Annotated in this window: 11 protein-coding genes and 1 tRNA gene; 5 read left to right on the top strand and 7 right to left on the bottom strand. The window is 43.4% G+C overall.

Annotated features, from left to right (window positions below; all coding sequences use genetic code 11):
- Positions 1–49: 49 nt before the first annotated feature.
- Positions 50–988 (top strand): helix-turn-helix domain-containing protein, encoded by a 939-nt coding sequence (locus G469_RS0104490; protein ID WP_028264032.1) that lies wholly within the window; start codon positions 50–52, stop codon positions 986–988.
- Positions 989–1,086: 98 nt separating this feature from the next.
- Here G469_RS0104490 and argS read toward each other — a convergent pair whose 3' ends face one another.
- The 5 genes from argS to G469_RS0104465 form a co-directional block, all read right to left on the bottom strand.
- Positions 1,087–2,931: an arginine--tRNA ligase gene (argS, locus tag G469_RS0104485; protein WP_028264031.1), complete on the bottom strand. Its 1,845-nt coding sequence runs from the start codon at positions 2,929–2,931 to the stop codon at positions 1,087–1,089.
- 137 nt (positions 2,932–3,068) lie between these two features.
- Entirely contained in the window at positions 3,069–4,550 is a 1,482-nt protein-coding gene (locus G469_RS0104480; protein ID WP_028264030.1) for a nicotinate phosphoribosyltransferase, read from the bottom strand.
- Positions 4,551–4,592: 42 nt separating this feature from the next.
- Complete coding sequence (locus G469_RS0104475) at positions 4,593–4,892, bottom strand: hypothetical protein (protein WP_028264029.1); 300 nt, start codon at positions 4,890–4,892, stop codon at positions 4,593–4,595.
- A gap of 54 nt (positions 4,893–4,946) precedes the next feature.
- Positions 4,947–5,918: a radical SAM protein gene (locus G469_RS0104470; protein ID WP_028264028.1), complete on the bottom strand. Its 972-nt coding sequence runs from the start codon at positions 5,916–5,918 to the stop codon at positions 4,947–4,949.
- Positions 5,919–6,067: 149 nt separating this feature from the next.
- On the bottom strand, positions 6,068–6,610 hold the full coding sequence (locus tag G469_RS0104465; protein WP_028264027.1) for a hypothetical protein: 543 nt from the start codon (positions 6,608–6,610) through the stop codon (positions 6,068–6,070).
- A gap of 201 nt (positions 6,611–6,811) precedes the next feature.
- On the opposite strand from G469_RS0104465, the gene G469_RS0104460 reads away from it, so the two are divergent.
- Positions 6,812–8,326 (top strand): hypothetical protein, encoded by a 1,515-nt coding sequence (locus tag G469_RS0104460; protein WP_028264026.1) that lies wholly within the window; start codon positions 6,812–6,814, stop codon positions 8,324–8,326.
- A 170-nt stretch (positions 8,327–8,496) separates the two neighbouring features.
- Here the strand turns inward: G469_RS0104460 and G469_RS0104455 are convergent, their stop codons facing one another.
- Positions 8,497–9,099 carry a TMEM175 family protein gene (locus tag G469_RS0104455; RefSeq protein ID WP_028264025.1) on the bottom strand — a complete coding sequence of 201 codons (603 nt, stop codon included), beginning with the start codon at positions 9,097–9,099 and terminating at the stop codon, positions 8,497–8,499.
- Between the two features lie 249 nt (positions 9,100–9,348).
- On the opposite strand from G469_RS0104455, the gene G469_RS0104450 reads away from it, so the two are divergent.
- Genes G469_RS0104450 through G469_RS0104440 form a run of 3 tightly spaced genes read left to right on the top strand, consistent with a single transcriptional unit; the run spans position 9,349 to position 12,083 of the window.
- Entirely contained in the window at positions 9,349–9,834 is a 486-nt protein-coding gene (locus tag G469_RS0104450) for a MarR family winged helix-turn-helix transcriptional regulator (RefSeq protein WP_211225403.1), read from the top strand.
- Positions 9,818–10,546 carry an ATP-binding cassette domain-containing protein gene (locus tag G469_RS0104445; protein WP_028264023.1) on the top strand — a complete coding sequence of 243 codons (729 nt, stop codon included), beginning with the start codon at positions 9,818–9,820 and terminating at the stop codon, positions 10,544–10,546. Before G469_RS0104450 ends, G469_RS0104445 begins: the two co-directional genes overlap by 17 nt.
- Positions 10,539–12,083: an ABC transporter permease/substrate-binding protein gene (locus G469_RS0104440; RefSeq protein WP_028264022.1), complete on the top strand. Its 1,545-nt coding sequence runs from the start codon at positions 10,539–10,541 to the stop codon at positions 12,081–12,083. Before G469_RS0104445 ends, G469_RS0104440 begins: the two co-directional genes overlap by 8 nt.
- 7 nt (positions 12,084–12,090) lie before the next feature.
- Here G469_RS0104440 and G469_RS0104435 read toward each other — a convergent pair.
- A tRNA-Ala gene (locus G469_RS0104435) sits at positions 12,091–12,166 on the bottom strand.
- Positions 12,167–12,418 lie beyond the last annotated feature (252 nt).

Below are 12,418 nucleotides of genomic sequence, written 5' to 3'. Positions count from 1 at the left end.
AAAAGCCTATCCGGAATACAAGTGGACAGGTGTTGGTAAGGTCTTTCGCGTGAATACAACACAGGCACGCGGATGGTATTGGTGGTATGTTCCTTTTGAGGGCTGTCTTGTCTCTCGCATGAGTTGGCTTGCACTTGAAGATTTTTCCCTGGAAGAGAAACCTATTGAAGACTTTGTTTGCATTGGCACCATGCAAATGCAGGAGCTTGCACTCATGAATGATATTTGGAAACAGGCAGGTCTTCAGCCTCCCTACCTGCATATTGATACAGGTGCTTTTGAGACTATAGCTCAGCATGCTCCGCAAGTTACGGTTTCTTTTCCCTATCCTGCGGGAACCTATCGATTTGAGATTAAAGCGGGAACCGTTTATTCAAGCGCAACGGTATGTCTTACCATGTCGCTCTTGCGTGAGCTTGCTCAGCAGTTTAGCGAGCTACATGAGGCAGCATACACACTTATTGATAGACCTTTAGGTTTTAATGATAATAACCAGCTTATTGATCTTTTTGCAAAACTATTACCAAGTAATCTTTGCCAGAAAACATCACAGGTAGATACCTATGCACAAATGCTCAAAATACTGGGACTAATTGCAAAAAGTAAGTTCGACAACTCTTGTACTGGCGCTGGACCAGTTCAAGCAGTAACATCTCCATCTTATAAAAGAAAACAGTTCTCGCAAGCCATCATTGCATTGCTGCAGAGTTCTCTTTCTTGCCCACCGACGCTTGATGAACTTGCTCGTATTTTCCATGTGGGACGCACTACACTTTGCACGCAATTTAAGGAAGAGCAAGGTCAAAGTATTGGTGATGTGCTTACTCATTTGCGTATGCATAAAATAGAAGAAAGTCTTCTGTGCGGAAAAACGCTGAATCAAATTGCAGATGAACTTGGCTATGCTAGCGCAGCATCGGTACGAATGATTTTTGTCAAACAGACAGGTATGTCACCACGCATCTGGCTCAAGAAACAGGGATGCTAAGAATTTAGCAAGTTATTTCGCGCTTCTAAAAAGTAACCGAACACCTTGAGAAAGACCATGTATCTACTCAAAGTGTCCGGTTAAGCTTAACGAGCAAGTTACATCTTGGTGGGTGCAGAAACACCAATCATCTTAAGGTTAAGAGCAAGTACACGACGTACCGCATCACAAGCTGCCAGACGTGCACGAGACAACTCTGAATCTACCGGGCGGCCTTCGGAAGGAAGTACCTGGCAGTTGTTATAAAACGCATGGAAGTCACTTGCCAGCTCCTCCAAATAATGTGTCAGACGGAAGGGTGCGCGATCACGAGCAGCAGAAGCGATCATATCGCTCATAGAGCTGAGCTTACGAGCAATCTGAAGCTCAGCGGGATTGGTAAGCAATGAAAGATCGTAATGCTCACCAATAGCCTGAGCTGCTACCGCATCCATACCCATTGTCTGGGCTTGAGCATCATCTACTCCAGCAGCACGACGCAAAATAGAGCAAATACGTGCATGAGCATACTGTACATAGAATACAGGATTGGCAGTATTACGCTGCTTAACAGCTTCAATATCAAAATCGATAGTCTGGTTGGAGGACTTAGATACCAAGGTATAACGTGTTGCATCTACGCCTACCTCGTCCAAAAGCTCCTGGAATGTAACCATGGTGCCCTTACGCTTAGACATGCGCACAGGCTTACCATTACGCAGTAGGTTTACAAACTGACCAAGATCTACCTCAAACTTACCGGGATAGCCCAAAGCATCGCATACATTGGTTACACGAGCGATGTAGCCGTGATGATCAGCGCCCCACAAATCAATGGAATAATCCTGACGCTGGAACTTATCCCAGTGGTAGGCAACATCGGAAGCAAAGTAGGTGTACTCACCATTAGACTTAATGAGTACGCGGTCCTTGTCATCACCAAAGGTGGTAGAACGGAACCACAAAGCACCGTCATCGGTGGTATACAGGTGACCCATCTTTTCCAGGCGTGCAAAGGCACGGTCTACCGGAGAGGTACCGGACTCATCCTTAACATACAAGCTGCGCTCGGAGAACCACAAATCAAGGTCGCAACGTGCCTGGTGAGTGGTGTTCTTGATGCGCTGCAACATTGCCTGATACGCGCGCTCGCGGAACTCATCTCCACGGGTTTTCTCGTCAACATCTGCCCACTTGTCGCCATCTGCCTCATAAAACTCAAGGGCAATCTCGATAATATAATCGCCACCGTAGGAGTTACCGCCTAAAATCTCGTTAAAAGCATCCATATAAGGATGTGTTTGAGGAGCCTCATCCAGCTCATCTTCTACGTATGCTTCACGATCGGAAAGCAACAGCTGATACGCGTCTTGTGCACTCAAGCCCTTCTCGCGAATAATCTGAACCAACTGCATATAACGAGTAGCAACAGAGCCACCAAATACGTCCATCTGACTGCCGTGATCATTGATGTAATACTCACGGAACACGTCAAAGTTTGCATGCTCCATAACGTTGCACATGGAGTCACCCAGAGCAACCCAGCGGCCATGACCAACATGCAAAGGACCAGTTGGATTAGCAGAAATAAACTCGTAGTTAAGCTTAAGGCCATTACCTACATTAGCGCGACCAAAGTCCTCACCCTGCTCACGAACGTCGCGGATAACCTCGTTGTTTGCAGCAGCATTAAGATAAAAGTTAATGAAACCCGGACCAGCTACCTCTACCTTTGCAATAGCAGGATTAGCAGGCATATGAGTGGTAATTGCTTGAGCAATCTTTGCGGGTGCCATACGAGCAAGGCGAGCAGATCGAAGAGCAACGGTGGAAGTCCACTCGCCGTGGTCAGTATCGGCTGGGCGCTCAACGCCACAATCCTCTACGATAAATTCAGGCAAATCTCCTGCCTGCTGAGCAGCAGCAATGGCCTGTTTTACCAACTCTTCAATAGTCTCGGGCATAAGTCACTCCTTGATCGATAGCATTTTGCATATTTGACATGCAATTTTGCAATTCATAGCAGTTTAACAAAGCTCATACAACATTTTTTAGTACATTTGCACGTTTAATAAAAACTACGCGTGAACAGGCCTACTGTTTATCGTCGACCAGAACGAGCACGCTCTTCCCTACTCAGATCTTCGCGCAACTTAGCCAGACCCTCTTCCATTCCTACAGGATAAATCTGAGGGTTGAGGAAGCGTTTTGTAGCAGGATCCAAACGCATCATTGCATCGTGACAGCGACGACGCGCTTCTTCCAATGTTGCTGTATCCGCCACAGGTTCACCTTCATCAACATACTGTTCGAGAAGTTCAACGGGAGTGTACGCAGACAAATCATAACTGGTGTAGGGATCAAGCACGTCAATGGCAATAGTTTTGTCAGAATTGACATAGGCATCATCCACAATCATATCCCCCATAGGACAGCCACTATCATCCAAAAAACGTAGCACATGCTGCACACCTGGAATGGTGCGTTTATATGCTTGCTCGGACAACTTCATAGCAGGTGTCCAGCTTTTCTCGTCAGGTTTACGTGTAGCATTAAGTTTATATACGCCACCCAAAGAAGGCTGAGGATCACAGGTAGCAAGCTTGGTTCCCACACCAAAGGAATCAATAGGAGCACCTTGTGCAAATAAAGATTGAATAGTGTGCTCATCCAGATCGTTGGAAACGGAAATTTTTACATAGGACAAGCCCGCATCATCAAAGGCTTGACGTGCATATTTGGAAAGTTTGGCTAAGTCACCCGAATCAATGCGAATGGCAGTAAGACGCTCACCTGCCTGCTCCATCTCGTGTGCAACGGTAATAGCGTTTTGAATGCCTTTGTATACATCATAGGTGTCTACCAGCAATACGCAATTTTTAGGACTAGACTTTGCAAATGCTCTAAATGCCTCTAATTCCGAAGGAAACGCCATAACCCAAGAATGGGCGTGGGTGCCAAATACGGGAATGCCATAAATCTTACCCGCTAAAACATTAGAGGTAGAACTGGCACCGCCAACAAAAGAAGCACGTGCCACCGCTAGACCACCGTCAGGACCCTGTGCACGGCGCAAACCAAAATCAGATACCACATGACCTTGTGCAGCTTGCACCACACGAGCAGTTTTTGTCGCAACGAGTGTTTGGAAATTAACAAGATTAAGCAACGCCGTCTCTATAAGCTGACAATCAATAGCTGGACCTTCAACACGAATCATAGGTTCACGAGGAAACACTACCTCACCCTCTGGAACTGCCCAAACCGAGACACGCATGCTAAAATCGCGAAGGTATTGCAAAAACTCAGGCGTAAACATCTTGCCGCCGCCTGGCGCATCTAATGAAGCTAGATACGCAATGGCATCGTCTTCAAACACAAAATTCTTTACCAAATCTGCAATCTGACCAACACCGCAAGAAACTGCATATCCACCATGAAAAGGATTTTGACGGAAAAACATCGTAAAACAAGCCTGTGTATCCCCTAGTCCTGACTCAAAAAACCCTTGAGCCATAGTGAGCTCGTACAGGTCTGTATTTAGTGCAATATCAGATGGCTTGGTGCGATCGGTTAAAGACATGTTGCTCTCCTTGCAGCCGTATGCAATGCTGTACTGCGTAACTTAATGATGCAGGTAGTAGTAAATAGCACAACCAATTACAACTATAGCTAAAACACCAAGGACAAGCTTTTGCGCAAAAGGCATATGTAAATCCTCATCTGGCTCCATAGCACGGCGATTACGCTCACGTATTGCTGCAATTCGTGCATCTTCTTCTGCTTGGCGCTGTGCTGCTTGTTGAGCTTCTCGCAAGGATTCTAGCTCGGCACGCTCGGCAGCTTTTTGCTGTGCAGCAGCTTGAGCACGCAGTTGTTCAAGCTCAGCGCGCTCGGAATCGGTTAATGCATCGTTGCTTGACATAGCATCTCCTTAACTTGCTCGCATGCGCAAGGTGGTTGTATAGACTATAGCCTTTTAACTCGACGATTGTGCTAAATACCGAGAAAAGCTACTGAGTTCTGGACCTTCTACACCGGTGGCGTCAAATTCTGGTACAAAACTCTCCGAAACCGTACCACCCTGCTGCCACCACATGTGCTCAAATCCAAGGTCATCTGCATAATCGAGCACCACTTCATACTCTTCATCAATAAGCGCACGGGCTAAATTGCCACCCGCAGCTCGACAGTGTGCATTGGGGGTGTATTGATTCATGATGGAAATATCAATATCGTTGCCCGCAAGCTCCCAGAGTTTATCGAGAACCGCACATGAATCTTCTATGTGTCCAGGAAGCACTAAATGTCGAACGATAATACCTGTAGTAAGAGCACCATTGTCCCCCACTACGCGAGTCCCACGCGTGCGCACCTGAGCAAGCATTTCTTCTAAAGCAGCTATAGTAACTTCTGGATAATCCTTTGCACCCGAAAGCTTGTATGCAAGTGTGGATGATGCATACTTAAAATCAGGCAGCCATACATCTACGACATCACCCATGGCACGTATAGTACTTACCAGCTCATAGCCCGATGTGTTACAGACAATGGGCAAAACGAGCCCTGCTTTTTTTGCCATGCATAAAGCGTCATGTACCTGCGGTGCATAATGCAGTGCAGTTACTAGATTTATATTAAGAGCTCCTTGCTGCTGAAGCTCAAGCATCATGGCAGCAAGACGCTGCACAGTTATTTCATGTCCAAAATTACCTTGCGAGATTTGCTGATTTTGGCAAAATACGCAGCGCAAAGGACAACCAGAAAAAAAGATTGCCCCTGACCCCATTTCTCCCGAAATAGGTGGTTCTTCCCAAAAATGAAGCGCACTACGAGCAACACGCAAGGTTGCCGTAGCACCACAAAGACCAATTTTTCCTACATTGCGTTGAGCTCCACAGGTGCGTGGACAAAGTTTACAAGCTTCATATGGATTATGACTTGATTGCATGCTAAGAAATTGCAAAAAGACCTCTATATAACTGTATTGATGCTTTTACGTATATCTACAGTATATGCCAGTGGACACCAGTGTTTTAGATATACAAAAGTACTATCGAATTGCATACTTTTTTATAACACGGTACGTAAAATGAGCTACTACGAAGGTCTATTAATTGAGAATATGTTTTCAGAACAAATCATTTTTTCTCGATTGAAGATATGTTCCTGTTTGCGCTGGACAAGCAATAAGAAAATACTTGGACACAGCGTAAGCGCTACTGCATAGAGAGTTGTATGACCAAACCCACGACTTAAACGTTCTGACAAAATAAAGCGAAGCACCATGCCAACACATATCGTTATAAAACCAACAAGTGAAGTTGGTGAAATGAGAAAAGTAATCATTTCATCGATTGATGCACAAAGTAAATATGAAAAGAAAGCCGCATCAAAAAACCAGTTAAGAGTGAGCCAGCAAACTGCATCTCTGAACGCCAACATATTTCCGTAATTTGGCAATCCCAATGCTTCTCCAAGATAATAAGAGGCAGCACACGGAACTATTGCTACATAAGGTTTTTGCCCTAGTGTCTTAAAAATCATTGAAAGACCAATGATGCGCATAATAAAAAGAATAAATTTAAAAAACCAAAACACAAGAAGAACTGGCAAAACAATAAATGCATTAAGAATGGCCATATTGATTCATCCATCTTCAACAAAACAAGAATACAAAGAAGTTTATAACGATGATAGGGCAAAATGCCTTGCAAATCTATGAGTAATAAACCCTACTAGTTTTATGTTTTCTCTTAGACAATAAATATTGTAACAGTATAATATAGTTATTATTGGTTAACTATATAAGAACGGTACTTATGTTCTAGAAGGGAAGGTTGCATGACTATACGAACTACGTCAGCAAAAATTGCGCTAGTTTCTTTGATGGCATCTGGGCTTGTCCTTGCGCCTGTCTCGGCACCAATTGGCTTTTCGCCAACCGTGGTGCCAACAGTCAGCGTAGCTCAAGCACGTGAAGCCGGAGTTTACGAAACAACGGGTGGTGGATACACCTTGTCGCAAGAATTTTCTTGGGCTCAGGCTAAAAAAGCCACAACCGTGCGCGTTTGCTCTGACATAAGTGACAGTGGCACGCTTGATATTCCCAGCTTTGTAACAAATTTGCAGGGTTGGCAGAAGAAAAGCATTTTAAGTGCTGAGGGTCCTAAGCTTCGACGCATTGGTGGCGGTGAAGCTCTTTCTGTTAATTTTGGTAAAGACAACAATATTGCCGTAAGTGATATTGATTTTGGTAAAGCTGGCATTCACACAGGTGCGCCTAGCGCTATTGGCTCAACTGTAACCGTTAAAAGCGGAGCAAAGGTCACCTTTAAGAACTGTAGCTTTGTCCACACTCCCGTTATTGAGGCTGGTGCAAAAGCAGCTTTTGATAATTGCACCTTTGTAACCAAAAAAATTGATGACAGAAGTCATGCCGCAACCTTTAGTGGATCTACAGAAAAGCCCACTAATATTGCTGCTCCAGTTTTTGAGAAAATTACCATCACACTTGAGGGCAAGTTCCCAGAGCTTACTGAGGGTACTGCTGTCGACGCAAGTGCTGCTGTGGATGTTATGGTAACCGAAGGCTCTGGTGCACCTATGCATCTGAGTGACTTCATGAAGAAGTATCCCGATGCAACTACCGAAGTTACTCTTGATCCAGCAGCTTTGGGTCTGACCGCCAAGATTGATACAGATAAACTCATCTTGCAAGGTACTCCAAAGACTTCTGGCACCTATTCAGTACAGGTAAAAGTACTTACCAAAGATGGTCGTAGCGCAATGTCTAATGCGCTTTCCTTTGATATTGCAAAGAAAGCCCCTATCACGTATACAATGACTGCTCCTCAATCATTTGTTCAGGGCGAGAAGGCCGTATTTACATCCAGTGCAGATAACGCATTGTTTGTAGATGTATTAGTTGATGGCGCTCCTATTCCCAGCACCATGTATGAGCGCAAATCTGGTAGCACGGTAATTACTTTGTTGCCAGCCTACACAAAGACCTTGCAGGCAGGCGCTCATAAGTTGGATATTGTTTCTCAAGATGGTTTGGCTACAGCAAACTTTATGGTAACTGCGGCCACTCCTAGCAATCCTTCCACGCCTGGTACCACACCTGGTACTCCACAAAATCCCAAACCTCAAGGTGGAAACGGTCCTGTAAATACAACTAAACCCACCACTAACGGTAAGGTAAGTGGAAAGACAAACGGAAAAGCAAGTGGAAAGTCCACACTTCCTAAAACCGGCGATGCAACATTGCCAGGTGCCCTTGCAATGGCTGCTGTTGCTGGAGCAAGCGTTATTGGAGCAAGTGCATATCTTCGTCGTAAGGACTCTATGAACTAAGACTTGCTCTTGTAATCTCTTACAAAGACACTTGTTCAAAAACCCGAGGACCGCTCCATGCAGTTCTCGGGTTTATTTCTACAGATATAAAAATCTAGTAATACACCGCTAGCAAGAATATAGGTACCATGAACCATGCCTGTTGAACTACTTCATAGAGTTCAAACACATCATTTCATACGACTTAAATGCCTACTAATACGACTATCGGGAATGAACCACATGACATTTACCAACATATATAAAATCAGTGCTGCAAGTGGAAGCCATAAGGAAATAATTGCACCAGCTACGTACATGCACATAGCAAGGCGCTCTTTATCACGATTACCCAATGCATCTTCTAAATTACAAGGTTGCCCACTTTGCTGAGCCTCAAACTTTTGTTGTTCCACGACCATGTGTTCCAGCAAAACGTACGTTCTATTGCACAGCAGCAAGATAACCCCGTAAAAAGAAACCGTTTGAGGAGCTAACATATTGAGTGATGTCCACGCAGTAGCAAAACTCACCAGGCTTAAAGAGAATAACCACGCTAGGTTTGCCCACATAATCTTGCTATTTATAAATTGAATAGCATGAACCAAATGGTGCTGATTGCCCCAATAAATTGCAATGACAATAAAGCTTAACAGATAGCATACAAAGCTTGGAATAAGAGGTAGTAAATCGCGGTAAGTACCATGGGCTAGAACCTGAAACGTTAGCAAAATAACAGTAATAAAAATGGCAATACATCCATCCGAAAATGACTCAAGCCTGTTCTTTTCCATGCTTTTCTCTCCAACAACACGCCATGTATATTTGAATTTCTCGGCAATAGATTACACGCTTTTTAGCGTATATGCATGTACACATTAACAAGAATGCATGCGTTTCTTAAAAACGGGCAATGCTACCAGGAACAAGCAGGCTGCTGTGAAGCATAAGAAAGTCAAATTATTTGACTACTAAGCAAAGTTTGCTACTATTAACTTATTGTGCTTAGTAAAAAACTTTGACTATTTAGATGGATGATACATTTGGAAAAAACAAAACATACATCTATAACAGGTAGCTCCAACAAGCTCTATGTTCGCCTATTTAACGAACAAGCAAACCTCTATGAATGGTTTGCTCGCCAGTATGGTTTGCAAAGCAAGTCGTTGCAAATGCTTTTATGGATGGCCAACTATCCCATCGCAACTGGTAGATACGTTACACAGAGTTTGTTGGCTGAGAAGACCTATTCTACAAAGCAAGTTGTCAATGCAACCATAAAGAATTGGCACAAAAAAGGATGGATTGAATTTATCACAACCGAGCATGACAAACGCTACAAACACATAAGACTTACCCCTCAAGGATTGCAGTTTGCACAGCCAATTATTGATTCGCTTAATACGATTGAGCTGCAAACAATCGCCAGCCTCAGTACGCAAGAACAAGATCAATTAACTACCTTGACGCAAACATACAACGCAGCGCTTAAGCAAAAAATAAGGGACAACTATGATAGTCTTCGATAAGGTAAGCAAACACATTGGTGACAAGAGCATCCTTTCAAACCAGTCCTTTACCATTGAGAATGGTGAGTTTTTTGTCCTTGTAGGCCCTTCTGGCTCAGGAAAAACTACCACTCTTAAAATGATTAACCGTCTTATTGAGGCAACTGATGGAAAAATCATTATTGACGGTGTGCAACAAAATCAGCTTGATTTGCGCCAAATGCGCCTGTCTATGGGATACGTACTTCAACAAATCGCACTGTTTCCTAATTTAACAGTTGCAGAAAATATTGCTGTTATTCCAACTATGAAAGGTTGGCATAAAGCAAAGATTGAGGAGCGTACCCGCGATCTTTTAAATAAGGTTAACCTTCCTGCTGCAGACTATATGAATCGCTATCCCAAAGATTTATCGGGAGGTGAACAGCAACGTGTGGGCATTGTGAGAGCCATTATTGGTGAGCCAAAAGTTCTTCTCATGGATGAGCCATTCTCGGCACTTGACCCCATTACAAGACAGCAATTACAAAAACTGACAAAACGTGTTCATGAAGCTCTAAAGATGACCGTAGTTTTTGTAACTCATGATGTGCAAGAAGCGGTGCTTCTTGCCGATAGAATTGCTGTTTTGGACCAAGGAAACATGCTGCAAATTGCCTCTCCCAAAGAGATTTTGAGCCATCCTGCCAACGCCTATGTGCAAGAACTATTTGAAGGAGTGCAGCATGACTAACCTAGTAGAAGTTTTCCAAGCACGTTTTGGAGACTGGCTTGTTGCACTTATCCAACATATTCAAATCTCACTTCTTTCTCTTTTGGTTGCCATTATTATTTCGGTTCCTCTTGCAATACTGCTGAGCAAGAAAAAGAAATGGTCTGAACTTACCTTGCAAATAACAGGCATCTTCCAAACCATTCCATCACTTGCTTTGCTGGGATTGTTAATTCCTTTTATGGGAATTGGTGTTCTACCAGCAGTAGTCGCACTGGTGGTATATGCAATATTTCCTATCATGCAAAGCACTATTACAGCACTCAGGAGCATTGATTCTAGCCTAGTAGAAGCCGGTATTGCTTTTGGCATGAATAGGTGGGAACGTCTCAAAACTTTCATTCTGCCTATAAGCATGCCAATTATTGTATCGGGCATACGTACTTCAACAGTACTCATTATTGGTACGGCTACCCTTGCAGCTCTTATTGGAGCAGGCGGTTTAGGCTCCTTCATTATGCTCGGAATAGATCGCAACAACTCTTCTCTTATCCTTATAGGAGCACTCTCATCTGCGGCACTCTCAATTATTTTTAGCACAATACTCAAGGCACTCGAGAAAGCAAAGTTAAGAACTATTGGCATTTCTGCTGTCATTACAGGAATTTGTTTGGCAATAACTTTTGCACCATCAATACTCACTTTGAACTTTTCTCCCAAAGATACTACTCACACAGGAAAAACGATTACTATTGCAGGCAAGCTTGGAGCAGAACCAGAAATTCTTATTAACCTGTATAAAGAGCTTATTGAGGATACTTCAAATCTTTCTGTTGAGCTTAAACCAAGCTTTGGTAAGACAAGCTTTTTGTACGAAGCTCTAAAGTCAGGCGAAATTGATATATATCCAGAGTTTAGTGGCACTATTACCAGCAGTCTTCTCAAAAATACTCCACCAACATCAACTGATCCATCAGTTGTATATACTGCAGCTAGAGATGGCATTTTAAATCAAGATAACTTGTTGTATCTAAAGCCTATGGCATACCAAAATACGTATGCACTTGCAACAACACGTCAATTTGCACAACAGTATGGACTTACAACAATATCTGATCTCTCAAAAGTACAGGACAAGATCACTGCAGGCTTTTCTCTTGAATTTAATGACAGAGCAGATGGATACCCTGGTTTACAAAAACTCTACGGTCTTAATTTTACTGTTAATACCCTGGAACCAGCACTACGCTATAAGGCCATTCAAACCGGAGATGTTAACCTTATTGACGCTTACTCAACCGATAGCCAAATAAAACAATATGATCTTGTAGTATTGCAGGATGATAAACATCTATTCCCACCATATCAAGGTGCTCCCCTCATGAGCAAGGCGCTTGCGCAACAATATCCAGAGCTAGAGTCTGCTTTAAATAAGCTCGCAGGTAAAATTACAGAAAGTCAAATGACAGACATGAACTATCAGGTAGATGTAGAGGGAAAATCCGCTCAAGAAGTTGCACATAAGTTTCTTGTTCAGGAAGGGCTGATAAGCAATTAGAAATAAATGGTGGAGATGAAGGGGATCGAACCCTCGGCCTCGGCGTTGCGAACGCCGCGCTCTCCCAACTGAGCTACATCCCCATTAAGGCGAATTGCTTTGCAGATGGCAAAGTCATGCAAACGTGAGTGCAATTATCATCCTCACGGCGAGCACTGTCAAACCCGCAGGAAAAACTTGTAAAAATGCTGCATATTTTTGCTTGTGGTCATAGTCTAGAAATATTACTTAGATACTCTAATAATCAAGCAGTTACAGATACTTATATGCACAAAACGTGCGACAATTCTTGCGGTAATAAGCTGCACTGTGCATATGCATACTTCTTGCAAGGG

The organism is Atopobium fossor DSM 15642 (assembly GCF_000483125.1).
Taxonomy (GTDB): Bacteria; Actinomycetota; Coriobacteriia; order Coriobacteriales; family Atopobiaceae; genus Atopobium; species Atopobium fossor.
The sequence above is the reverse complement of the archived record's forward strand: the minus strand, read 5'-3'. Positions and strand labels throughout refer to the sequence as shown.

Coding starts and splice junctions, on each gene's coding strand:
- argS (WP_028264031.1), bottom strand. CDS start 2,931: ATGCCCGAGACTATTGAAGAGTTGGTAAAACAGGCCATTGCTGCTGCT.
- G469_RS0104480 (WP_028264030.1), bottom strand. CDS start 4,550: ATGTCTTTAACCGATCGCACCAAGCCATCTGATATTGCACTAAATACA.
- G469_RS0104475 (WP_028264029.1), bottom strand. CDS start 4,892: ATGTCAAGCAACGATGCATTAACCGATTCCGAGCGCGCTGAGCTTGAA.
- G469_RS0104470 (WP_028264028.1), bottom strand. CDS start 5,918: ATGCAATCAAGTCATAATCCATATGAAGCTTGTAAACTTTGTCCACGC.
- G469_RS0104465 (WP_028264027.1), bottom strand. CDS start 6,610: ATGGCCATTCTTAATGCATTTATTGTTTTGCCAGTTCTTCTTGTGTTT.
- G469_RS0104460 (WP_028264026.1), top strand. CDS start 6,812: ATGACTATACGAACTACGTCAGCAAAAATTGCGCTAGTTTCTTTGATG.
- G469_RS0104455 (WP_028264025.1), bottom strand. CDS start 9,099: ATGGAAAAGAACAGGCTTGAGTCATTTTCGGATGGATGTATTGCCATT.
- G469_RS0104445 (WP_028264023.1), top strand. CDS start 9,818: ATGATAGTCTTCGATAAGGTAAGCAAACACATTGGTGACAAGAGCATC.
- G469_RS0104440 (WP_028264022.1), top strand. CDS start 10,539: ATGACTAACCTAGTAGAAGTTTTCCAAGCACGTTTTGGAGACTGGCTT.